This is a genomic window from Calyptranema fuscum S582, assembly GCF_055793305.1.
Window position 1 is genome coordinate 1 of record NZ_JBSLYH010000008.1, and the last position, 23,507, is coordinate 23,507.

The window sequence follows — 23,507 nt, forward strand, 5'->3', positions numbered from 1 at the left end:
CGCGCGTCCCATTGCTATGGTCATTTCATATCCCCGTTAATATTGCGTCAAATCCTTACACTAAATTATGTAGTCAGCAATTGTTCGGTTAATACGTGAGGCTGAGTCGAAAGTAAAACTTTCATTAATGGGATCGTACAGTGAAATACGCACTTTAACGTGGTATCGTCGAATAGGTATTTTTACTCACCCATATAGCCCGTTAACGCTTAGAAATGCTGGCGATCGCAGAATGTAAGGATTCAATGTTTCTATATGATAAGGAGAGATGAAAAATTTTACAATCCGATACGTAACTTCTCAGGGTTTTGTTTTCTGCGAAATTGGGGAACTGGCTATATCTAATCAGCCTTAGAGCGACAATTTTGCCTTAAAAAGTTGTGCAATCTGGTCTGCTAAAGATGAGATGCCTCGATCTGAGCAACCTGTTTACGAATTTCTAATTTTGCCACAGAAAATTGGTTAAGCCTTAACTGGTAACTGATTTCCAGGCTTGTCAACTCATGTCTGGCATTTTGTAAGAGTTGCTCAATTTGAAGATATTCATCAGAATTCATCAGCTCAAATCGTTTTGCTTTACGCTGAAGGTCATTTTTGAGTTCGACATCAAAGGCGATCGCATAGTCAATTTGCCCCAGTAAATGGCTTAATTCAGCTTGCAAGTTAGAAATTTCTTTTTCTTGTTGCAGCATCAGGTATCGGGCATTGGCGATCGCCTCGGGATATTCATGCAATTCCATACAGGCTGTCGGTAAGGATCACACATTAATTAAAACTCGGAAGTTTATTTTTGGAAGCGCGGCTCTGCCGCGCTTCCAAAAATAAATCTTCGGTTTTATGAAATCCACATCCTGAGCATTAACAGTTGAATTAGATTCGGTTGAGTCTCGAATGTGCTGGTAATGGGTTCCCAACCCATACTCTCCCGGCTCCAGGTGCATAGCACTATAGCCTAGTCCCTCCGGTTTTCGCCCAAAAATCATAGGGGCGTACCTCGATTCTCTATATTCACTGGGTAGGCATCTTACTGAGGATCGGGGATTCAATCCAAACCAAATTCTTTTGAGACGGATGGCGATCGCCCCCATCTATCGCCTACCCAGAGTGGCTATACCAACGATCCAATTCGTAACGGGGATCAAATTTTTCAAAAAATGCAGAATCTCTCAGTTTTTCTGCGTCTAACCCCTTGCAAACGGATACCTACAGTCGGACACTGGATGTGGGAGTAATTGGCTAGTTAAAGAAGCAGTTAAGAGGTCATTGTGAAAAGAGTATTAGCGATTATTTTGGGTGGGGGTGCTGGCACCCGTCTTTATCCCTTGACCAAGCTCCGTGCTAAGCCTGCTGTGCCACTAGCCGGGAAGTATCGACTCATTGATATTCCAGTGAGTAATTGTATTAATTCAGATATTTACAAGATTTATGTATTAACGCAGTTTAATTCTGCTTCTCTTAACCGCCACATCTCCCGCACCTATAGTTTTTCAGGATTCCACGAAGGGTTTGTCGAGATTCTAGCGGCTCAACAAACGCCGGAAAATCCCAACTGGTTTCAGGGAACTGCCGATGCTGTGCGTCAGTATGTCTGGTTGTTACAAGAATGGGATGCAGACGAGTTCTTAATCCTGTCCGGCGACCATCTCTATCGCATGGACTATAGTGATTTTATTCAACGGCACCGTGAGACCAACGCCGATATCACGATTTCCGTCATCCCTATGGATGAGAAGCGTGCTTCAGACTTTGGTTTGATGAAAATCGATGACAACGGGCGGGTAATTGATTTCAGCGAGAAACCCAAAGGGGATGCGTTGAAACAAATGCAGGTGGATACCTCGACTCTGGGGTTATCGCCAGAAGAAGCCAAGCAAAATCCCTATATCGCTTCAATGGGGATTTATGTGTTTAAGCGAGATGTCTTGATTGACTTGCTGAGAAAGCATCCAGAGCATACTGACTTTGGTAAAGAAATTATTCCTGCATCCTCTAAGGATTACAGCATTCAAGCGTATCTGTTTGATGGCTATTGGGCAGATATCGGAACCATCGAAGCATTCTATGAAGCCAACCTGGCACTGACCCAGCAGCCTCAACCGCCCTTTAGCTTTTACGACGACAAAGCGCCAATCTATACCAGAGGGCGATCGCTCCCGCCCAGCAAGATTTTGGATTGCAAAATTGCCCAAGCCATGATTGGGGAAGGCTGCATTTTAAAGAGCTGCACGATCGATCATTCGGTTTTAGGAATTCGGACTCGCATTGAATCCGGATGCACAATCCAGGATTCCTTGATCATGGGAGCCGACTATTACCAACCCTTTGTCGAACGTCGCAGTAACGCCAATATCAGCAAGATTCCCATTGGCATTGGAGAAAACACAACGATCCGGCGAGCCATCATTGATAAAAATGCCTGCATTGGTTCGGATGTCAAAATCATCAACAAAGACAATGTTGAAGAAGCCTCACGGGAAGACGAAGGCTTTTATATTCGCAATGGCATCGTGGTCGTTTTGAAAAATGCAACGATCGCAGATGGCGTAATTATCTAGAGTTTTTGAATACCTAGATCATCCATTAGACCTCTGGCGAATTAAGGTTTTGAAATTAGTTTGGGCGGGGGCTTCGCCCCCACCCAAACTAATCTGCAAGAGATCTATTAAACATAAAAGCCTAAAAGCCTAAAAGCCTATGCTGACCGCGTTGCGGTCAGCATAGGCTTTTTATGGAGTGTTTGGTTCGGGTAAGTCTTATAGCGGTGTGCAAGCTCTTGTGTGGGAGCCGCACTCCACATGACTCCCATACAATCACCGTTTCAGCTCAAAGGGTGGGAAAAAACAGGTTCAAATAAGCCGACAAAAGCGCATTGCCATAAAACGTGGCAAGCACAGCACCCAATGCTAAAAATGGACCGAAGGGCATCGGCTGCCGCCGACTCAGCAACCCCAAAGCGATCGCCCCACCTCCCACAAATGCGCCCAAAGCACAGGCTAAAAACCCTGCTAACAATAGGTTTTGCCAACCCAACCAGGCACCCATCATGGCAGCCAGTTTGGCATCGCCGCCCCCCATCGCCGTTTGTCCGAACACCAGTGAACCCAATAAGGAAATCGCATCCAATAACCAGATGCCAATCACCGCTCCTACAATTCCGGTCATCAGGTAACTGGCAACCCCCGAAAGTTGATGGCTGACCGACCATCCGGCGATCGCCTGAAACCCTAGCCCCACCACTAAACCCGACTGAGTTAGCGGATTGGGTAGCGTCATCGTATCTAAATCAATGAGCGAGAGGGCTAACAGCCAACTAAAAAATGCCCAATAGCCCACAGCCGGTAACGGCATCTGAAATGACCAGAACGCTAACACAAACAATAATCCCGTCGCCGCTTCGACTAAGGGATAGCGCACTGAAATTGGATTGCGACAAAAGCGACAACGACCCCGCAGCCACAGCCATCCTAAAACAGGGACATTGTCATAGCTTTTGAGGGGACGAAGACACTTGGGGCAACGCGAGGGTGGATACAACAGCGATAGCTTTGCCGGGAGCCGATAGATGACCACGTTCAAAAAGCTACCGATCGAGGCACCGACCAGGAAAACAACAAAGGTATTGATGGCTGAAACAAGCAGTTCCATTGCACGTTAGGGAATGCGATCGCAAAAATAGTGTCCCCTTGTTATATCCCATCCCACTAGAATTCCCGCAAGGCATTGCTTAAACCAGCGATGAAATGGGTGTGGGTGCCGCACTTCGCCCGTAGTACTGGTGAGACGGAAGATCCTATCCGTGCGCCTTGCTCTAGCCAGAAAAAATGGTGTCATCGCCTCTACTTAAGAGCTGAACTCCTTGCCTCATACACTCTGGAGCTAACACGGTTCAAAACCCATCCAAGATCGCTGTATAGTAGTAAGCTGTTTCAATAATTTCCGAGATTCTTTACTTTAGATTAAGAAATTCCAGGCTCCGAATTCGTTCTTTCCGGGTTGCTTCCTCAAGGAAGTTGAACATTTCCACACTATGGCTCTGACTTATAGTTCGCCAATTGCTCAACAAGCGACTCGCACCGTTGGGCGCAAATACCAATCCTTAATTGTCATGCTGATGGTGACATTAGCGTTAATCGGAGGGATCGGCAGTCGTCTAGCGTATCTGCAATTAGTTCAGGGTGAAAGAAATCGTCAACTTGCAGACAACAACCGAATTCGGCTGATTCCTAGACCCCCAGAGCGAGGCAAAATTCTTGACCGAGACGGCAGAATTTTAGCTGGAAACCGCCTGTCTTACGCGGTGTTCCTCTGGCCGATCGCCAACGAACAGGCAGAATGGACACCCATTGCCCAACGCCTCTCAGAAATTCTTAAAATTCCTGCCGCCGATATTCAAGCCCGTCTGGAGCAAGCAGGCTATTATTCTCCCTCTTTGGTGCGGATTGCTCGGGGGCTAAGCCCGTCTCAACTGACTGCCCTAGCAGAATTTAGCCAAGAGCTAAAAGGGGTACAAGTTCAGGCAGAAGCCGTGCGCAATTATCCCAATGGGGATCTGGCAGCGCATGTCCTTGGCTATACGGGTGAACTCAATCAAGAAGATTTGGCAGAACTGGAAGCTCAGGGCTATCGCATGGGCGATGTGGTCGGGCAAATGGGTGCAGAATCTGCGTTTGAATCACAATTGCGAGGAGAATGGGGCGGGCAACAAGTTGAAGTCGATGGCATGGGGCGAGTGCTGCGGGTCTTGGGAGAAAAGCCCTCTAAGGCAGGGCACGATATCACGTTGACCATCGATTTGGAGTTGCAAAAAGCAGCCGAACGGGCGCTAGGAAATCGCAAAGGGGCGATCGTGGCGATCGATCCGAGAAATGGGGCAGTTCTAGCGATGGCAAGCCGTCCAGCGTTTGACCCCAACTTATTTTCAACCAATATTACAGATGCCCAATGGCATCAACTCCAAAGTTTAGAGTTTCCGTTTGTCAATCGGGCACTTCAGGGGTACCCGCCTGCCAGTACGTTTAAGATTGTGACAACAACTGCGGCGATAGAATCTGGCAGTTTTTCTCCGAATACAGTGCTGCAAACCTATCCCTATGTGGATGTTGGTGGACATCAGTTTTGGGATTGGAACCGAGCTGGATTTGGACCATTAGACTTTACGGGGGCAATGGCCTGGAGCAGCGACACATTTTTCTATCAAACGGCTCTGCGCATGGGTGAGATCCCGCTGATTGAGTGGACTCGGCGCTATGGGTTTGGTAGCAAAACTGGAATCGAAATCTCGGCAGAAGAGGCGAAAGGTCTGGTGCCTGACGAAGACTGGAAAGCGACCGAGCTTGAAGAACCCTGGTATGTCGGCGATACCGTCAATATGTCGATCGGGCAGGGGTATTTGCAAACGTCACCGTTGCAAGTTGCTGTGATGTTTGCGATCGCCGCCAATGGGGGCGATCGCGTTCAACCTCATTTACTTAAAAGTAATGAGGAGGCACGCAACTGGCGACAGTCGATGAATATGCAACCCAGTACGATCGAAATTTTGCAACGAGGGTTACGCAAAGTCATCACCTCTGGCACAGGCAAATCACTCAATGTCCCCAGTTTGCCTGACATCTCAGGGAAAAGCGGCACAGCAGAAGACCCACCCCGACCCACGCATACCTGGTTTGGGGCATATGGACCGACTGATAATCCTGAAATTGTCGTCGTCGCCTTCGGTGAAAATTCTGGGGGTGGAGGTGGCTCCGTTGCTGCGCCGATGGTACGGCAAGTGCTAGAGGCTTATTTTAATGGGGTACAGCCTACAACGGAAGCCAAACCTGAGTCCGTCGTTTCAGATTAGTCCACAGGCGAACGAGAGGGTAGTGTTGCATACACGAAATCTTGCAACATGGGGGTTTGGGGGCTACGCCCCCAAGAGGGGGTAAAACCCCCTCCACCCCCTCTAAAACTTTTAAGTTGGTGTAGTAGTGGTATTTATGTAATGATTTTTTGTTGCGCGGGCGTTGCCCGCGCAACAAAAAATCATTACTTTTTTTAGGATTACTAACAAGAGAGCCGCGCAGAGCACGGCTCTCTCGCTTTAACTCGGACTCCATGCCCGTGAGAATAGTTATAAATTGGTTGAAATTGCCTGCACTGGGCAGGTGGGAATGCATTGTTCGCAAACCACACACCGCGATCGCGTAAAGGTTAACTTAAAGGTTTGTGGATCGAGACTCAACGCTTCGGTAGGGCAAATTCCGGTACATAAGCCGCAGTGAACACACACGTCCTCATCGATCAAAATTTCACGACTGGCAGTCGAAATGCCGATATCTTGCGATCGCAACCAATCGAGGGCGGCATCAAGTTGATCGATATCGCCAGACAATTCCACTACCAATGTGCCAATTTGGTTGGGCGCGACCTGTGCCCGAATAATATTAGCTGCAACATTAAAATCTTTCGCCAGGCGATACGTAACGGGCATTTGCACCGAGCGTTTGGGAAACGTGAGAGTGACGCGCTTTTTCACAAAAGTTAGGGGTGAGGGGTGAGAAGTGTGATTAGACTAGTAATCATGCACTGTATCGAAGCACTTGGGTTATACCGTTTCTGTAGGAAGATGCGTTGAGTTGAAAGGGGGGATGAAGGGGGCGTTGCCCCCTTCGTGGGGGTTTACCCCCACACCCCCTGCTAAAACGTTGCAGCTTCATATTGGATTGGTATTACATACAGGTCATTGTAGAAATATTGCCTCCCATTAAGCTAACGATTGATTATGACTGGACGTTCTCCTGACGCTAACTCTCCTATCTCAGACCCAACATCAGAAAAAACGATCGCCACTCAAGTTAGAAATTTGCTGATTGTATTGGTTGCGATCGCATTGAGCACGGCTGTCTTTTTTGGATTGCGAACTGAAGCCACAGGAGGGTCTCTACAAGCGCTTGCTGCCTCTGCAACCCCTCTGGAAATTGCCCTTAAGAATAATAAACCGTCGCTGATGGAATTTTATGCCGATTGGTGTACCTCTTGTCAGGCAATGGCAAAAGATATGACCACGTTGCAAGAAGAGTTTGGCGATCGCGTTAACTTTGTCATGCTCAACGTTGACAATTCCAAATGGCTTCCCGAACTCATGCACTATCAGGTCGATGGCATTCCTCATTTTGTCTTTCTCGACCAGACCGGAGATGCGATCGCCAGCACCCTGGGCGAACAACCCAAACTCGTCATGGCAGCCAATCTAGAAGCCCTGCTAGTCGGCGATGCTTTACCCTATGCCCAATCGAAAGGTAAGGTTTCTAACTTCGAAGCCGCTGTTGTGCCCAAAGCCAGCAACGATGATCCCCGCAGTCACGGCAGCCAGGTAGTTAATTAGGAGGTAAGGAACCTGGTTTCAGGAAGCGCACGGCGTGCGCTTCCTAAAACCAGAACGATAGTGCTTTACGACTGGATCAGTTGCGGGACTTGAGGGAGCCACGCTCAATGAGACTCTTTCAATATCCTGTACTTCACACCAGTGAGAATAGCTATAAGCCAGCCAGACCCTTAGGAATGGGAATCAAATAACTCCAATGATTTATTGTACGGGCGAACGGCCGTTCGCCCCTCCAAACGATTTAATGGTCATCTGATTTAATCCACGATCCTTACCGTTCCGGATACGTGCCGATGCGTTTCAATAGTTTTAAGACAACATCGGCATCTTGTGCCAGTGGTGCCCGCATCAAATAATTTTCTAAATCCCGACTGGCGTCCTGCCATTTCCCTAACTGATAGAGCAGCAAACCGCGATCGCGCACTTCCATCAATGTATGGGGAAACAGTAAGAGAATTCGTTCAATTGCAGCCAGCGATCGCGGTAAATCGCCTTGATTGAGATAAATAATTTTCAAATTTCCTAACATGCGTGCCAGGAAATGTTTGGGACTCACTGCCTCCAAAAACTGTGGCTCCAGAGGAACCGATCGCCCATAAATTTGGTTGAGTTTTTCCTGACAGTCTTGCAAAAACAAAACATCTCCCTGGTTAAACGGATCGACAAACACTTCCATGTCATCCTGGGCAGGGCGAATCAAAAAGTGACCCGGAAACCCGATTCCCACCATCGGAAAATCGATCCGTTGAGCAATTTCTAAATACACCAAAGAGAGTGTAATCGGAATGCCAATCCGCCGTTCAATCACTTGATTCAGGTAACTATTACGGGGGTCGTAATAGTCGTCTGTATTACCAGAAAACCCCAAATCATGATAGAGATACTGATTAATAGTATTGATCACTCGCAACGGATAATGCTCTACAGGCAAGCGTTCCATCACATCCGTCGCCATGGTATCGAGAGCGTTTAAGTATTCATCTGGATCTAACTCTGAATACTCTTCTTGGGCAAGATACAGAGCTGCTCTTGCCAGATTGATCTGGGCATCGGGCTGATGAATCTCTTGATAAAAGTGTTGCCGTGCGATAGAAAAATCCATGTTCAATGAACAGTTTTAAGGCGGCTAAGTAACCAGTCTAATCGGGCTTGAGCTAACTCTAAATTGATATTTAAATTGGGATTGAGATCATCTTCAGACTCATCTTTTGTCGCCATGTGCTGATTTTTTTCATACCCTAAACGACCGACCGTTTTTCGCAAACGATCAGACAAAAAGACAGCCAGAGACTTATAAAAATGAGAGGAAAAAGCAATATCTTGAGATAGTTTAATTGCCAATTGTGACCGAGGGATCGACCAAACGAGAGAATCTTCAACAGCCCGAACGGTTGCAGCAGGTGGACGAGAGTCAATAAAAGAAATCTCTCCAACCACTTCACCATGCCCCAAACGGGCAATTTCTGTATTGCCAACGGACTCTACGTAAACCGCCAGGGTTCCTTCCAGAATGATGTACAACGCATCAATAGGCTCCCCTTCTGAAATCAGAGCCGTGCCCGCCGAAACTTTGCTGCTTCTGCCGACATGAATCAGCCACTCAAAATCGCGATCGCTAATTTCTGCCAAAATATACAATGCTTTTTTCATAACCATACGTGTCTTCTCCTGACGATGATGAAGTTGTATTCACGTTGAAATCAGTGAATCCCAATTCCTATCAATCTGGGCAAAATCGACAGTGGCAGAAAAAAAGCTGCTATCAGATGGATTGAATTGGGATGAAATATATCTATAGCAGCCGAAGAGTTGGTCAGAACAGGGGCGCGGAGGCTATGCCCCCGGACAGGGGTTCCACCCCTGCACCCCGCCCTAATAAACCATTCAATTGCTATATCTTTAGGATCACAAATTAAATAACGCTTGGAAATTTATTTTTCTAGCGCGGCGACGCCGCGCTAGAAAAATAAAGCTTCGGTTTTATTAAATCCGCGATCATTCACGATCATTACTGGAGCACCTAGCCCAAGGTTTCTACTCCAGGTTTAAATCCGGGCTTGAATGGGTAGGGTTGACCTGCACATTCATACCTCAAACCAGCACCGCCAACCAAGATGAAGTTCCCATTATTCCTCATAATCTGCACCCGATCCATAGTGCCAAGCATCGAGCCAGCGAAATAGAAAATAACGCTGAGAGGGCGATAAACCTTTGAACCACGGTTTGAAGAACTGACCGATTGCATTAAGCACGGTGTAAACGCCTAGATTAACATAGTGAACCAGCCATTCCAAAAGCGCCGGAATGCCAACCTGAGGAATAATTTTAACGACGAGTAGAGGATACGTGATCGAGGTTTTGGCTAAAGTGATGAACAACGCCGGAAACTGAACGATGTCTTGCAGAAAGGGCTTAAGAACGGGGTCGCCCAATGTGGACATAACGTGAAAGACGCTGGAAAGTAACTGGTTGATCTGGTCGGGTGCTACGGTTTGACTAATCCCGACGCTCATCGCTCGTTGGAACAACCAGGTGACCGAAAGGTTGGGTTGGTAGGGTTGCAGCCAATATAAGGCAGTGCGATCGAGTTGATCGGTTTCCAGGGCAGCGTGGATGCCTTGCGTTAAACGGTTGAGATGGCGCAGCATCGCGCCAAAGCCGCCAAAACTCAATGGAGATTGGTTGCCACTGCTATCTCCAATCGCCAGAACCCGATCCCAGGGCGATCGCAAAGGACTGTTGCGATAACACGGGAAAAACCCAAACAAAGCGCGTTTAAACTGCAATTGCTCGATCTCAGCTCCCTGGTATTGGGGCAAGAGCTGAAAATAGTCAGCGAACAACGTTTCTAGACTGGGGCGATCGGGATGAGCATCGAGATAGGTAAACAGGTATGTGGTTCTACCCTCTCTCGCCGGAAATGCTTCCCAAAAGTATTGACATTGATTGGTTAGTGGCGTGAAAGACGCAAATAAATCCCCCGTTTCGTTAGCCGGAAATCCTTCAGCGCAGGTGCCTACCACCAGGCAAACCGCATCCGGTTTTTGTCCTTGCCGAGCTTGACGGGCGATCGCCGAAAAATGACCCATGACATCTAACACCAGTCTGGCGCTAAAGTCTTCACCGGCTTTCACGCTGACGCCATTGGGATGCACCGTCACCGACTCAAATGCTATGTTTTCAAACAGGTGTCCGCCTGCCTTAAGAAACTTAGTTTTTAACGTTTCTAACAAAAAGACCGGATCAACCCCCACATTTAAGACATCTCTGACCGAAACCTCTACGCCTTTATGAAAGCTGATGCGAGCCGGGTTGTATTCGGTGGCGATCGCCTGTTCCACCTCTGCATCTGATAGCAAATCCAGTTCGCGAAATACCCGTAGCTCTTTACGAGAAATATTCCATTCCTGCTCTCGCCCGCGTAAGGCTCCTCGTTCGATCAGGGCTACTCGCCAGCCCCGTTGTGCCAGGGCTGCGCCAATAAAAATACCCAGGGTACCTCCGCAGATCACCACATCCCATTGCACTTCTGACAATGGAGTCGGATCGTCATGCACCACAGTGGGCACCGGAACAGTGCCCTCTCGATAGGACTGCCACAGCTGATCGGCGCGGCGCAACCCCGCTAAAACATCTCCGGGAAGGGAGGAAAGAATCTGTTCAACAACCGTCATGGCGATCGCGGGGAAATAGGGGTTCTCCTTTGATCCTATTACCCGATCCTGGTTTTGCGCGCCTTTTAGTCTGGCAAAATTATGTTGATCGAGCTTCGCGCCTGGCTAGAAACAGATTATTGTTTGCAAGCCATGCAAAGCATGGCTTGCAAACAATAATCTGTACTTGACTCGATTTAATAGGACGCTCCTCGATATTTGCGAATTATGTTGGGTGGCGCGTCTGTCGGAGTGGATGGCTCACCCGCCGGGGGATGAGGGGGCGGAGGCGGTGAAGCAGATGAAAGTGTCGGTGCGATCGCCGTCGGAGGATCTGCTTTTTTAGCCAAAGTCGTAGTTTTGGGGGTTAACGGATTGGATGAAGCCCCGGTGCGATGGGTAGACAGATCGCCACTACCATTGCCATTGCCGTTGCCATTGCTATTAAAGGATGAAGCGATCGCGTCTGAATCAGGCAGGTCTTGCAGAAACACCATTGCTTTTGCCCTCCCAGTCCTATTCGCGGCAGTGTCATGGGACGAGGCGATCGCAGATTGCCCCGACCGGCGAGTTTCAAGCTCTCGTTTCATGGATAGTAAAACCGAGACCAGTGCCCCGTTGTCTAACGCATGGTCATCCAAAATCTTTAAGACAAGACTCACCCGCGAAGACACACTACTCACCAAATTGTCGAGTTGGAATCCGGGAAACAAATCCATCGCCCCCTGGTTCATCGCCCATTGTCGTTCCGGCGGCGAAATTTCTTTTTGGGCAGCATTCACCAAAATCACTTTAATACCGGGGTGATGCTCACGGCACCACCGGCAAAAAGCATAGGGATTGAAATTATTAATGCGAATATCAACCAGTAGGAGATTGGGTAGCGTTAAGCCTGCGGCTTTCAGTTGATTCAGGTTGTCAGCCAGATCGGCTTCTGGTGATTCCCAAATCACTGAAATTTGCTGCGATCGCAAAACTGCCTGCCAAATCAACCCTTGCAATCTTGTAGGTTGAATCATCAAGACCAGTTTCTGAGAGTCAGCCATCGGTCTAGAGCAACAAAGAATAGTAAGTGATTAAAGAATAGGTAGTGGCATTCATATAATGATTTTTTTGTGCTGAAGGCGTCGCCCACGCCACAACCAATCATTACTTTTTCAGAACTACCAAAACATAAAACAAAACACCCTGTCGGCGATTGGAAGATGCCCCAATCTCAAGCGAAACGTTTCTTCTACGTCCGGATTGGAGATTAGATAAGCCCCAGGTCTATTTGAGAAGAATTTAATGGCTCCGACACAAAATCCGTCAGAATCAGGTTCATCCATCTGCACGAGTTTTAGGGATGAAATTATCAGCTAAATCTTCGGTTTCACTAGCAAATTCATACCCGGATTTAGCACTGCTCAACCCAAAGGTTTAGCTTACTCAACTTTAAGAAACTAAGTTTTGCGCCCAAAGCTTTGTCAGCTAAATCTTGAGAAAAAGCACCAATTAAATTTCGCTCAAGACTAAAAATATCTGGTAGATGCTGACTTCTTATATCTCAGAATAACTCTAAATCAAACCGATGGATGTTCACTACGATCAATCACAAAATCTGGAACGTAGGATTCAGTGGCTTTTCTGATACCCATTTAAATTGAGGATGTGACGGATGCAGTAAGGATTTGGCAATGCCAAATCCCTACTGAAATTAATGTGCCTAAAAATCTATTTAATTTGATATGAGTTCAAAGAATAGTACATGAAGTACAGGTTATTGTGTGAGAGCCTCGCTCCGGGAGGCTCTGCAATAACTTGATAACTTTTTTGGAAGAGTGCACTCTTCCAAAAAAGTTGTGGGTTTTAATTCTGTAAAGATCTCAAATTTATCTCGGGATGGGGGTGGCTCACTGAGGCGAACCACTCCCATTTGCTTTTTCAGAGATTAGTCTAGAATTGAGCCGTTGGGGGCAAGTAACCCAATGCTTTTTTGACGCTTCATAGATATTTATTCCCCATGGCTGAATTCCGTTTGTTGGTGCAAAAATATCGGAAAGAATTGTTCATTGTTGGCGGTGCAGGGTTAGCCGCCTTGATGATGGGCGCAATGGTCGCGGCAGTGCGGCAAGCGTCGCCGTCGCTATGGGGGAGCAATGATGCATCTCAGCAGATTCCTTCAGAACTCAATTTGAGTGGAGATGCCACATCGGCAGTGCTGCCCCTGGTTGCCCTATCTCCCGCCGAAAGAGCGGCACAATTGCAGAGTCTTGCCAAGTCCAATCCGTCCATAGATCAGCGGCGGGCACGGTATCTATTGGCAGTTGATTTGATTCAACAAAATCGCGGGGGTTCGGCAATTCCATTGCTGGAAGGTTTAGAACAGGAGTATCCGATTCTAGCCGCTCAAATTCTTGCTAAACGGGCACAAGCCTATGCAGCTATGGGTGATACGGCAAAGGCAGACGCCACCTGGAAAATGTTGATAGAGCAGTATCCCAACAATCCTGAAACGGCTGAGGCGCTGTTCACCTTAGGGAAAACCAATCCGCAGTACTGGGATCAGGCGATCGCTCAATTTCCTGCCCATCCCCGCAGCATTGAGATTGCCCAAACCCGTTTGCAACAAGACCCCAACCAACTGTCTCTGCTCCTGGTGCTGGCGCGATATGGCTTATATTTGCCTGACATTGGTTCCGTTCTCGATCGCCTGATGAATGAGTATGGCACCCAGCTTCAACCCGACGACTGGCAAGCGATCGCCTTTGGTTATTGGGAATTGGGACGCTATGGCAGTGCCGGTTATGCCTATGGTAAAGCCCCCAAAACGCCGTTAAATCTCTATCGCACGGGTCGTGGCGCACAACTGGGCGAACGCTATACGGATGCCGTTAATGCTTATAAAGAATTAGTCCAAACCTTTCCCGAAGCCGAGGAAACATCTCTGGGACTGCTGCGGCTATCGCGACTGGTCAATTCTCCCGAAACGGCGATCGCCTATGCCGATCAGATTATCCAACGATTCCCTGAGAATGCTGGAGAAGCCTTAGTAGAACGAGCCACTCAGCTCGATAAGCTCAACAGTCCGCAATCGGCATCGCAGGCGCGGCAATCGGTTTTAACCCAATACAGCCACTCAAATGCAGCCGCGGAGTTGCGCTGGACATTGGCAGAACAACGGTTTCAAGCCGGAGATATTCAAGCCGCCTGGGAACTGGCACGCCAAATCGTCAAAGACAATCCCGATAGTGAGTTGGCTCCGGAAGCTGCCTTTTGGATTGGCAAGTGGGCAAATCAACTAGGGCAGACCCAAGCCGCCCAACAGGCGTTTGAGTATGTGTTGAGCCAATACCCGGATTCTTATTACGCATGGCGGTCTGCCGTCTACCTGGGCTGGGACGTGGGTGATTTTACAACTGTGCGGAATAAAATTCCCACTGTGCTCCAGGTCAGCGATCGCCCCCACCTGCCAGCGGGTTCAGAGACCCTGAAAGAACTCTATGTATTGGGACAAGATCGGGATGCCTGGAGTCTCTGGCAGATCGAGTTCACAACGCGAATGCAGCCGACGGTGCCAGAACAGTTTACTGATGGTGTGTTGCGGCTGGGGGTAAGCGATAATCTGGATGGCATTTTTATGCTGTCGAGTCTATCGCAACGCACCAAACCAGAAGATCTGACAGAATATGATGCTCTCAAACAACAGGTGTCCTACTGGCGATCGCTCTATCCTATGCCATATCTAGCGCAGATCGAAACCTGGTCACAACAACGGCAGATCAATCCGCTTCTGGTCACAGCACTGATCCGTCAGGAGTCTCGATTTGAACCCAAAATCGTATCGGTGGCGGGTGCAACCGGGTTAATGCAGGTTATGCCAGGAACCGCCGACTGGATTTCGCAACAATCAGACCTGACCGACTACAACCTGAATAATCCCAACGACAATATCAAGCTGGGAACCTGGTACCTCGACTATACACACTCGGAGTATGCCAACAACTCCCTATTTGCGGTCGCCAGTTACAACGCAGGTCCCGGCAATGTTGCCGACTGGATTAGCCAATATGGCTTTACCGATCCCGATGTTTTCGTCGAGCAAATTCCTTTTTCGGAAACCAAAGGCTATGTTGAGTCCGTGTTTGAAAACTATTGGAATTATCTGCGGCTATATAACCCCGACGTGTCACAACAGTTAGCCCAACATTCCGCCAAACACAGCGCCCTGGTCAGCACCACACCTTAGGGATCTGCGGTGTAATAAAATCCCAGTTTTGCTGTGGCACGGCGGAGCCGTGCCACAGCAAAACTGGGATTTTATAGGATTGCTAGTCCCTGAATGTTTAAAATCACACAGGATCACGTTTCCAACACTCCTTGAGACCTCCGAGGTTTGCAAACCTCGGGGGTCTGACGTTTCGTAGGCACACCGCTACATTTGAGTGTTAACGAAACGACCACCTTTAGGGTTTCATTCTTCAACGGGCAGGATTTCCGGTGGAATGATGGGCGGGATTTCTAGGGGAATGCTACCCAAGATGCCTTTGCGAAAATCGTTTAGCAGATGGCGAGCCGTGCGTTCGACATCGCCTTGATAAGACTGGTGCGCTAAATTTTCCAGATAGCTTTCGCCCGTCAGATCCAAGGGATCGAGGCTATAACGCGATCGCACAATCTCTAACGACACCAGCTTGGCAGATTGGTGATGCAATTGCTTCAACTGTTCGATTAAGGCAGCCGCAACGCGTTGATTATCATAGGACGCTTCCCCAATGTCATCGCAGATGGCGAGTTTGATCGCCGCGTCCTGGTCGATCAACTTAGAGGGCAGCACACCGGGGGCATCCAGCAATTCCAACTGGTCAGAAATCCGAATCCATCTGAGCTGACGAGTGATCCCGGCACGACGGGCACTATCGACCACACGACGGTTGAGCAACCGATTAATTAACGCAGACTTGCCCACGTTCGGAAACCCGATCACCACAGCTCGCACGGGACGAGGTAACATCCCGCGATCGCGACGGCGACGATTCATTGCTTCACCTGCCGCTTTAGCAGCTTCAGCCAGGGGCGTAATTCCCTTGCCGAGATTGGCATTGGTAAAAAACGGTTGGTCGCCCTGCGCCTGAAACCAGGTCGTCCATGCTGCTTGTACAGCCAGCGGGATCATGTCCATGCGGTTGAGCACCAAAATTCTTTCTTTGCTGCCAATCCACTTGGCGACCTGGGGATGATGAGTCGAAAAGGGGATGCGAGCGTCCCGCACTTCCAAAATCACATCGACTTTTTTGAGTTGTTCGACCAGCGCCTTCTCTGCTTTGGCGATGTGACCGGGATACCACTGAATTTGAGGAGTTGTCATAAAAAATTTCGGTAAGGCTTGGCGCTGGAAGGAACGATAGTTAGGATTTGGGAGCGGTGCTAGTACCGCTCCCAAATCCTGATGAGTCTTTCGAACCATTCCGAATTGCTATATACGGTAAACCACATTGGGCAGTCAAGATTTAAACTGATAGGATGAAACATTGAAATTGTATTTTTGTTAAGTCCAGTTCAATTAGGCTGCTTATGACCCCGGTACTTTCAACGGCAACGACGGCTATGGCGACTGCGTCCACTGCGCCCACAATCGCTCCAGAGAAGTCCAGTCAAACGACTCGCAAGCCCTATCCTAATTTCAAAATTATTGTCCTCAACGACGATTTCAACACATTCCAGCATGTCGCGGAATGCTTGATGAAATACATTCCCTTGATGACAAGCGATCGCGCCTGGGATTTGACTCACCAGATCCACAACGAAGGGCAGGCGATCGTCTGGATTGGTCCGCAAGAGCAGGCAGAGCTGTATCATACCCAACTTAGCCGCGCAGGGCTAACGATGGCACCTTTAGAAGCCGCATAAACGTTTTCCGTTGCCAGCAGAGATCATCCCTTCTGTTCGCAATCACCCACCCACCTTGCAAACCTATGAACCCTTCTTCAGGCAGAATCGTTTGGAATCATTCAACCCACCTTCCGGGACTCATTCCTGTGCTGGAGAAGTTGGCTCAAAAGTCAGGCATTCAGACCATTACCCCCGCCGTCATCGGGCACACTCGCGCTAATGCGCCCCACCTGAAGCTCAAGATTTCGGTGCCTGTGCGAGGTGGGTTTAAGCTCATCGCCCGCAAAGGGAAAACCTTTCAAGAAGTCTTTATCATCACCAGCTTGCCACAAGAAGAATTAGAAATGGCGATCGCCCAATTGTTGTAAGGCGATCGCATCTAACCCTAAACCCTGGTTTCGGCTCCGCTCAACCTGCTCACGCCCTGAGCGAAGTCGAAGGGCAATCAAACAGGTCAAGTCTCTGAAGGAAATCGCCTTAGCAATAGCTGATGGATGGGGCCGCGTTGCGCCCCCATCCATCAGCTATTGGAATCAAAGTAATTCCTTCTGCTCGATTCGGCGAAAATCGCGTTCCACTTCATACCACAGCGATTTGTTATGCGGATCAGTTCGCAATGCCTTCTTTAAGTACAACCGCGCTTTATCTGGCTGATTTTCGTTGACCAATTGCCGCCCCCATCGTTGATAGGTAATCGCTTGCCACTGACGCACCTCAATGTCATTGGGCATCCGCTGAGCTAACCCTTCGACAAGAGCGATCGCCCTGGGAAACCGATGATCGCGCAAAAACTGTTGCAATTGCTCGTAGGCACCCTGCTTCAGTTGCTGATCAGTCTGCGACAGATCAGGGGGGCGTGTCGGCGTTGCCGGGGAAGGAGTTGGCGATGCCGGAGGCGTCGGCTTGCGCGTCACTTTCACCCCTGGCGGCGAACCGGGCGATCGATAGGATGCCGAACTAGACGAGGATGCCGAGGGTTTCGGCTGTCTCACATCCGCTGACGGCTTCGAGGACGATGCCTCTGTTGCAGAAGAGGGCTGCACTTTAGCCATTAACTGCTTGTAGGCTTCGGTGAGCTGGATAAATTTTTCCTTTGCCCGTTGCTGATTTTCTGGGTTGACGTCGGGATGATACTCTCTCGCCAACCGACGATATGCCGTCTTAATCTCCTCGTGAGATGCTCCCGTCCTTAACCCTAGTAATCGATAGCAGTCGGCAAGATTCATTGCTGTAAAAAGATGGCAGAACTAGAACATAATCCTGCCATCAGAAAGATAGATTTAGCAAATTTACCCAAATGGAGATGACAGACAATCTCTATGGAGTAGTTTCTACCACCCGATCGATCAATCCATATTCTCTCGCTTCGTCCGCCGACATAAAATAGTCACGGTCGGTATCTTTCTCTATCTGCTCAACGGGTTTACCCGTATGCTTTGCCATCAGTTCGTTTAGTTCTTTACGAACGCGCAAAATTTGCCGAGCTTCGATTTCAATATCCGTGGCTTGCCGACGACCCGTTCCACCTAGCGGTTGGTGGATCATAATCCGTGCGTGGGGCAACGCCAGCCGTTTTCCTTTGCTGCCGGCTGCCAATAAAAAGGCACCCATTGATGCTGCCAACCCAACACAGATCGTACAGACATCTGCTTTGATGTGCTGCATTGTATCGTAAATCGCCATGCCAGCCGTGACCGAGCCACCGGGCGAGTTGATGTACATATAGATGGGTTTAGACTGATCTTCTGAATCCAGGTAAAGCAACGCTGCAATGATAGAGTTTGCCAGCGAGTCAGTCACTTCTTGACCCAAAAAGATGATCCGCTCTTGATTTAAACGAGTGTAGATATCAATCCAGCGCTCATAAGAGCTACCCGGAAGACGATACGGAACACTGGGGATACCGATAGGCATAGTCTTTAAAAGGATGAAGGATGGAGGATAAAGGCGATTGACTTACGTTAAGGCTGGCACAGGGGTTGGCAGCTCTCTGGTGCTTTCGAGAACGCGATCGATCACCCCATAGTCTTTGGCTTCTTGTGGAGTCAGATAAAGCATTCGATCGGTGTCTTTAGCCAGCTTTTCAGGCGTCTGACCTGTATTTTTTGCCAGAATATCCAGCATGGTTGTTTTATTCAACAACACTTCCTTTGCCCGAATCTGAATGTCAGTCGCTTGACCCTGTGCGCCTGTGCGGTGCTGGTTCAACACGATCGTGGCGTGAGGTAGGCTAGCCCGACATCCTTTGGTGCCAGAAGACAGGATCATGGCAGCTGTTCCCATTGCCTGACCGATACAAATGGTGTGAACTGGCGGCTTGATAAAGTTAATGGTGTCGCAGATAGCGAAGGCTTCGGTTTCATAGCCGATCGCATCACCGTCATACCAGGACGTGCCAGTTGAGTTGATGTAAAAATAGATTGGCTTCTCTGGATCGTCAAACTGTAGATAGAGCAACTGGGCAATAATCAACTCAGTTACGTCTATGCCCACGCGCCGCTTAATGTCGTCTGATGAGAATAAGGGCATCCCCAGATAAACGATCCGCTCCTTCAGCAATAACGAAGGCAGATCCGGTGGAGGAGTGCGATAGTAAGCATCTCCGTAATATGGAGCTTGAACAGCGGTAATCGGTGAACTCATTGCAGTTGCTTTGCAGTTGCCTTTAAGGATTGGGCTATTTCATACCATAGTAGCGTGTTCATGAAAACACGAGGGTGACTTTCGGGACAATGGTGGACAACATCAACTTTTTCAACTCGTTTTTGGCTGGAAGCGAAGCAATATAGCCATAATTGAGTTGGGTTACGCTGATTTTAATGTACACACTAAATGTTGCACGATCGTGGGTTGGGGACTACGCCCCCGGAGAGGTGAAAGTCCCTCCACCCCCTGCAAAACTTTTGATTTGCTGTACTAGTTTTGGCTAACTTTCGGAAGTATGGGGGAGTGCCGGTGTATTGAATCTTTAATCTCTCTGATCTCCCTCGTTCTATGTGGCAAGTGGCGTGTTCCCCTAAAGATCGTGGATTAAATGAACCCGAAGATTTAATGATTTTTCACTATTTACCAAGAATTATCTAACAAATGCTTCGCCTCTACGATTCGCTGGTATAAGCTTTTCTAGAAATCGCCTAACCTGAATCTTACCTGTTGCAACCTTTCACCTCTTTAAATCTTCCATCCCTACCCTCTTCCCTGTCCCTGTTCAAGGAGCGTCTGAAATCATGAAAGTCGGTCTGCAAGCTGCTCTCAGTGATGCCAATTTGGATGCAAATCAGCCATCCAGTCAACGGCAGTTGGCAATTTCAATTTCTGCGATCGCCGAGGCAATGAACCGTACTGCCCCGCTGAACCTGTGTCTGATTTTGGATCACAGCGGTTCGATGAATGGACGCCCCTTAGAAACCGTCAAGCAGGCAGCCCATCGGATTATGGATAGCCTATCTCCAGGCGATCGCATTTCCATCGTGATGTTTGACCACAAGGCAAAAGTGCTGGTGCCCAACCAGGTCATCGAAAACTCTGCCGGGATCAAAGTCGAACTCAACAAAATCAAAGCCAGCGGTGGCACGGCGATCGATGAAGGGATGCGAGTGGGCATCGAAGAAATGGCAAAAGGCAAACAAGATACCATTTCTCAGGCATTTTTGTTGACCGATGGCGAAAACGAGCATGGCGATAACGATCGCTGTCTCAAATTGGCAGAACTTGCCGCTAACTACAATATGACCCTGACCACGTTGGGGTTTGGCGACCATTGGAACCAGGATATTTTAGAAAAAATTGCCGATGCTGGCGGGGGCACCTTATCCTACATCCAGTCGCCCGAAGAAGCGGTGGGTGAATTTAGCCGCTTGTTTAGCCGCATTCAAACCGTCAGTCTCACCAATGCCCATCTGCTGATGAAGCTCGATCCTAGAGTCCGTTTAGCCGAACTCAAACCGATCGCCCAGGTTGTCCCCGAAACGATTGAACTATCGGTGGCGCAAGAGAGTAGTCAGTATGTGGTGCGCCTGGGCGATTTGATGATCGATACGCCCAGAGTGGTCATTGCCAATTTGTATGCCAATCAGTTTCCTGAAGGCATTCATACGATCGCGCAACTTCAGGTGCGTTACGATGACCCGGCGCTAAAGCAAGAAAAATTATTGTCTGAGTTCATTACGGTTGAAGCCAATGTTCTAAACGCATTTCAGCCCGATGTTAACCCGCAAGTTCAGCAGCAAGTGCTGGCACTGGCAAAATATCGTCAAACTCAAATTGCTGAAGCCAAGTTGCAAGTGGGCGATCGCGCTGGGGCAGCAACCATGCTGCAATCGGCAGCAAAAACCGCTCTCCAAATGGGCGATCAGAATGCAGCCACCGTCTTGCAAGACAACGCCACCCGTTTGCAATCGGGCGAAGATCTATCAGAAGCCGATCGCAAGAAAACCCGCATCGCGTCCAAAACCATTCTTCAGTAAAGCCGATCCAGACGGTTGATTTTTTCTGCCCTTCGGGCAGAAGAAATCAACCGTCCCATCGCGTTTCGGATGGAGTCTCAGTAAAATACTGCAAAATCAGATCGCCAAAGTTGCTCGTGAAGCCAGAGGTTTCATGGGCAACTTTGATCAGGATGAATGGCGATCGCCGTCAAACAAACACCCTATTTCACCACTCGCCAGGTAACAAACGCCGCCAGCCCGATATAGCTAAATACCGCAATCCAATCTAACCACACCGACGGAATCGCTGAAAGTGGGTTATCCATTGATCTACCCCAGGTCGCAATCACAGCAGCATTACCTTACCATCCCAGCAGGACTTTTTGAGAGCACGACGAGCGGACAAGCCAGTTCTGTGCTTTTCTATACAGCCGATCGCCTTGATCGTCACGGTTTAATCAATCATAAGACTTCACTCAGCAGGCTGGAACAATCAACGCATGGAAACGCTAAAAGTCATCATCATTGGGGCGGGAATGGGTGGTTTGACCGCAGGCATCGCTTTGCGTCAGGCAGGGTATGAGGTTGAAATTTACGATCGCGTCAGCGAACTGCGTCCCGCCGGGGCTGCGATTTCGCTCTGGTCAAATGGGGTCAAAGTCCTTAACCGATTGGGCTTGGGTCAATCAATCGCCCAAATTGGCGGGCAGATGCAACGGATGGCATATTATCGCTCGACCGGGGAGTTACTCACCGACTTCAGCCTATCTCCCTTAATTGAGCAGGTGGGGCAATGTCCCTATCCTGTGGCTCGAACTGATTTGCAACAGATGTTGCTGAACGCATTTGGTGCAGACAACGTCCAACTCAACTCAAAATGTGTGGCAGTCGAACAAGATGGCAAAAGTGCTACGGCAGTGTTTGAAGACGGACGAAAAGCAACAGGAGATCTGGTAATTGGGGCAGACGGAACCCACTCGATCATTCGCCAATATGTCGTAGGACATCCGGTTGAACGGCGTTATGTCGGGTATATCAATTGGAATGGTCTGGTGCCTGCCAGTGCCGATCTGGCTCCCCTGACCAGTTGGGTGTTGTATGTCGGTAACTATCAACGCGCATCAATGATGCCCGTGGCAGGAGAACGGTTTTATTTCTTTTTTGATGTGCCTCTGCCCAAAGGAACGGTGAGTCAGCCCGAACAGTATCGCGAAGAACTGGCAGGTTTCTTTAAAGGATGGGCAACGCCAGTACAGAATTTGATTCAGCAGATTAATCCGTTCAAAACCAACCGCATTGAGATTCATGATGTAGAACCGCTAGACACCTTGGTTCGCGATCGCATTGTCTTGTTAGGCGATGCCGGACACAGCACCTCACCGGATTTGGGACAGGGAGGCTGTCAGGCACTCGAAGATGCCTGGGTGCTGACCAACTATTTGTTAACCACCAATGTCAGTGTTGCAGACGCCCTGAAGCGTTATGAAGCAGCCCGCAAAGATCGCACTGCCGATATTGTGCTAAAGGCGAGAAAGCGATCGGATATGACCCACGGCACAGATCCAGAAAAGACTCAGAAATGGTATGAAGAACTGAAGCAAGAAGACGGCAGCAATATCATGTCGGCGATCGCTCAAACCATCCTGGCGGGCCCTTTGCATTAAACCTCTTGGGATGAGTTGGGGCGGGGGCTTTGCCCCCGCCCTAACTAACCCCGATCTTAAGATATGCCCATGATGTGACTATCGTTTCGGATCTGCGTTTGCACAAACCTCTATGGGAAAACTCACAACCCACGTCCTCGATACGGTTCATGGATGTCCGGCAGCAAATTTGGCGATCGCCCTCTGGTCAATCGATCCCCAGTCTGGGCAAAAAACAATTATCAAAACCCTGACTACCAACGCCGACGGACGCACCGACGTTCCCGTCCTCAGCGATCGCGAACTCAAGACGGGGACGTATGAACTGGTCTTTGCCGTCGGAGCATACTTTGCCCAAACACAACTCGACCTCCCCGATCCGCCCTTCCTCAACCACGTTCCCATCCAATTCAGCATTGCCGACGTCACCGCCCATTACCACGTTCCCCTGCTAACCTCACCGTGGGCATACAGCACCTATCGGGGAAGCTAGAAATCAGGCATTGCTGGGTTTTGAGGACGAATTGGACGATGACACCGAGGAATAGAA

At 48.9% G+C, this 23,507-nt stretch carries 20 protein-coding genes; 9 read left to right on the forward strand and 11 right to left on the reverse strand.

The window, feature by feature from the left end:
- Window positions 1–395: 395 nt before the first annotated feature.
- On the reverse strand, window positions 396–740 hold the full coding sequence (locus ACR6Z4_RS07460; protein WP_479716614.1) for a hypothetical protein: 345 nt from the start codon (window positions 738–740) through the stop codon (window positions 396–398).
- Window positions 741–1,265: 525 nt separating this feature from the next.
- Here ACR6Z4_RS07460 and ACR6Z4_RS07465 point away from each other — a divergent pair.
- On the forward strand, window positions 1,266–2,555 hold the full coding sequence (locus ACR6Z4_RS07465) for a glucose-1-phosphate adenylyltransferase (RefSeq protein ID WP_479716615.1): 1,290 nt from the start codon (window positions 1,266–1,268) through the stop codon (window positions 2,553–2,555).
- Between the two features lie 268 nt (window positions 2,556–2,823).
- Here the strand turns inward: ACR6Z4_RS07465 and ACR6Z4_RS07470 are convergent, their stop codons facing one another.
- Entirely contained in the window at window positions 2,824–3,645 is an 822-nt protein-coding gene (locus ACR6Z4_RS07470; protein ID WP_479716616.1) for a prepilin peptidase, read from the reverse strand.
- A 382-nt stretch (window positions 3,646–4,027) separates the two neighbouring features.
- Between ACR6Z4_RS07470 and mrdA the strand changes: the two genes are divergently transcribed.
- Window positions 4,028–5,839, forward strand: coding sequence for a penicillin-binding protein 2 (gene mrdA / locus ACR6Z4_RS07475; RefSeq protein WP_479716617.1), 1,812 nt, complete (start codon window positions 4,028–4,030; stop codon window positions 5,837–5,839).
- A gap of 270 nt (window positions 5,840–6,109) precedes the next feature.
- On the opposite strand, the gene ACR6Z4_RS07480 is transcribed toward mrdA, so the two are convergent.
- The gene (locus ACR6Z4_RS07480; RefSeq protein WP_479716618.1) at window positions 6,110–6,514 is read right to left on the reverse strand and encodes an NIL domain-containing protein; all 405 of its coding nucleotides are present in this window, start codon (window positions 6,512–6,514) and stop codon (window positions 6,110–6,112) included.
- Window positions 6,515–6,760: 246 nt separating this feature from the next.
- Here ACR6Z4_RS07480 and ACR6Z4_RS07485 point away from each other — a divergent pair, with 246 nt between their 5' ends.
- Window positions 6,761–7,363 carry a thioredoxin family protein gene (locus ACR6Z4_RS07485; RefSeq protein WP_479716619.1) on the forward strand — a complete coding sequence of 201 codons (603 nt, stop codon included), beginning with the start codon at window positions 6,761–6,763 and terminating at the stop codon, window positions 7,361–7,363.
- A 271-nt stretch (window positions 7,364–7,634) separates the two neighbouring features.
- Here the strand turns inward: ACR6Z4_RS07485 and ACR6Z4_RS07490 are convergent, their stop codons facing one another.
- From ACR6Z4_RS07490 to ACR6Z4_RS07505, 4 genes are all read right to left on the reverse strand, one after another.
- Window positions 7,635–8,465 (reverse strand): SirB1 family protein, encoded by an 831-nt coding sequence (locus ACR6Z4_RS07490; RefSeq protein WP_479716620.1) that lies wholly within the window; start codon window positions 8,463–8,465, stop codon window positions 7,635–7,637.
- A gap of 2 nt (window positions 8,466–8,467) precedes the next feature.
- Complete coding sequence (locus ACR6Z4_RS07495) at window positions 8,468–9,019, reverse strand: cyclic nucleotide-binding domain-containing protein (protein WP_479716621.1); 552 nt, start codon at window positions 9,017–9,019, stop codon at window positions 8,468–8,470.
- A 470-nt stretch (window positions 9,020–9,489) separates the two neighbouring features.
- Window positions 9,490–11,037 (reverse strand): FAD-dependent oxidoreductase, encoded by a 1,548-nt coding sequence (locus ACR6Z4_RS07500; RefSeq protein ID WP_479716622.1) that lies wholly within the window; start codon window positions 11,035–11,037, stop codon window positions 9,490–9,492.
- Between the two features lie 176 nt (window positions 11,038–11,213).
- A complete protein-coding gene (locus ACR6Z4_RS07505; protein ID WP_479716623.1) occupies window positions 11,214–12,062 on the reverse strand; it encodes a response regulator in 849 nt (282 codons plus the stop codon).
- Window positions 12,063–13,018: 956 nt separating this feature from the next.
- Between ACR6Z4_RS07505 and ACR6Z4_RS07510 the strand changes: the two genes are divergently transcribed.
- Entirely contained in the window at window positions 13,019–15,244 is a 2,226-nt protein-coding gene (locus ACR6Z4_RS07510) for a lytic transglycosylase domain-containing protein (protein WP_479716624.1), read from the forward strand.
- A 225-nt stretch (window positions 15,245–15,469) separates the two neighbouring features.
- Here ACR6Z4_RS07510 and ylqF read toward each other — a convergent pair whose 3' ends face one another.
- Window positions 15,470–16,363, reverse strand: a complete 894-nt coding sequence (ylqF, locus tag ACR6Z4_RS07515) for a ribosome biogenesis GTPase YlqF (protein ID WP_479716625.1) — start codon at window positions 16,361–16,363, stop codon at window positions 15,470–15,472.
- Window positions 16,364–16,569: 206 nt separating this feature from the next.
- Here ylqF and clpS point away from each other — a divergent pair, with 206 nt between their 5' ends.
- Both clpS and ACR6Z4_RS07525 read left to right on the forward strand, forming a co-directional pair.
- Window positions 16,570–16,905: an ATP-dependent Clp protease adapter ClpS gene (gene clpS / locus ACR6Z4_RS07520; protein ID WP_479716626.1), complete on the forward strand. Its 336-nt coding sequence runs from the start codon at window positions 16,570–16,572 to the stop codon at window positions 16,903–16,905.
- Between the two features lie 65 nt (window positions 16,906–16,970).
- Window positions 16,971–17,255, forward strand: a complete 285-nt coding sequence (locus ACR6Z4_RS07525; protein WP_479716627.1) for a DUF2103 domain-containing protein — start codon at window positions 16,971–16,973, stop codon at window positions 17,253–17,255.
- 165 nt (window positions 17,256–17,420) lie between these two features.
- On the opposite strand, the gene ACR6Z4_RS07530 is transcribed toward ACR6Z4_RS07525, so the two are convergent.
- The 3 genes from ACR6Z4_RS07530 to ACR6Z4_RS07540 all read right to left on the reverse strand — a co-directional run bounded on the left by ACR6Z4_RS07530 (window position 17,421) and on the right by ACR6Z4_RS07540 (window position 19,530).
- Window positions 17,421–18,113 (reverse strand): J domain-containing protein, encoded by a 693-nt coding sequence (locus ACR6Z4_RS07530; RefSeq protein WP_479716628.1) that lies wholly within the window; start codon window positions 18,111–18,113, stop codon window positions 17,421–17,423.
- Window positions 18,114–18,204: 91 nt separating this feature from the next.
- Window positions 18,205–18,801, reverse strand: coding sequence for an ATP-dependent Clp protease proteolytic subunit (locus ACR6Z4_RS07535; RefSeq protein WP_479716629.1), 597 nt, complete (start codon window positions 18,799–18,801; stop codon window positions 18,205–18,207).
- A gap of 42 nt (window positions 18,802–18,843) precedes the next feature.
- Window positions 18,844–19,530, reverse strand: a complete 687-nt coding sequence (locus ACR6Z4_RS07540; RefSeq protein ID WP_479716630.1) for an ATP-dependent Clp protease proteolytic subunit — start codon at window positions 19,528–19,530, stop codon at window positions 18,844–18,846.
- 584 nt (window positions 19,531–20,114) lie between these two features.
- On the opposite strand from ACR6Z4_RS07540, the gene ACR6Z4_RS07545 reads away from it, so the two are divergent.
- The 3 genes from ACR6Z4_RS07545 (at window position 20,115) to uraH (ending at window position 23,450) form a co-directional block, all read left to right on the forward strand.
- Window positions 20,115–21,353 carry a vWA domain-containing protein gene (locus ACR6Z4_RS07545; protein WP_479716631.1) on the forward strand — a complete coding sequence of 413 codons (1,239 nt, stop codon included), beginning with the start codon at window positions 20,115–20,117 and terminating at the stop codon, window positions 21,351–21,353.
- 461 nt (window positions 21,354–21,814) lie between these two features.
- Window positions 21,815–22,978 carry an FAD-dependent urate hydroxylase HpxO gene (gene hpxO / locus ACR6Z4_RS07550; protein ID WP_479716632.1) on the forward strand — a complete coding sequence of 388 codons (1,164 nt, stop codon included), beginning with the start codon at window positions 21,815–21,817 and terminating at the stop codon, window positions 22,976–22,978.
- Between the two features lie 112 nt (window positions 22,979–23,090).
- Window positions 23,091–23,450, forward strand: a complete 360-nt coding sequence (uraH, locus tag ACR6Z4_RS07555) for a hydroxyisourate hydrolase (protein WP_479716633.1) — start codon at window positions 23,091–23,093, stop codon at window positions 23,448–23,450.
- The last annotated feature ends 57 nt before the right edge of the window (window positions 23,451–23,507 follow it).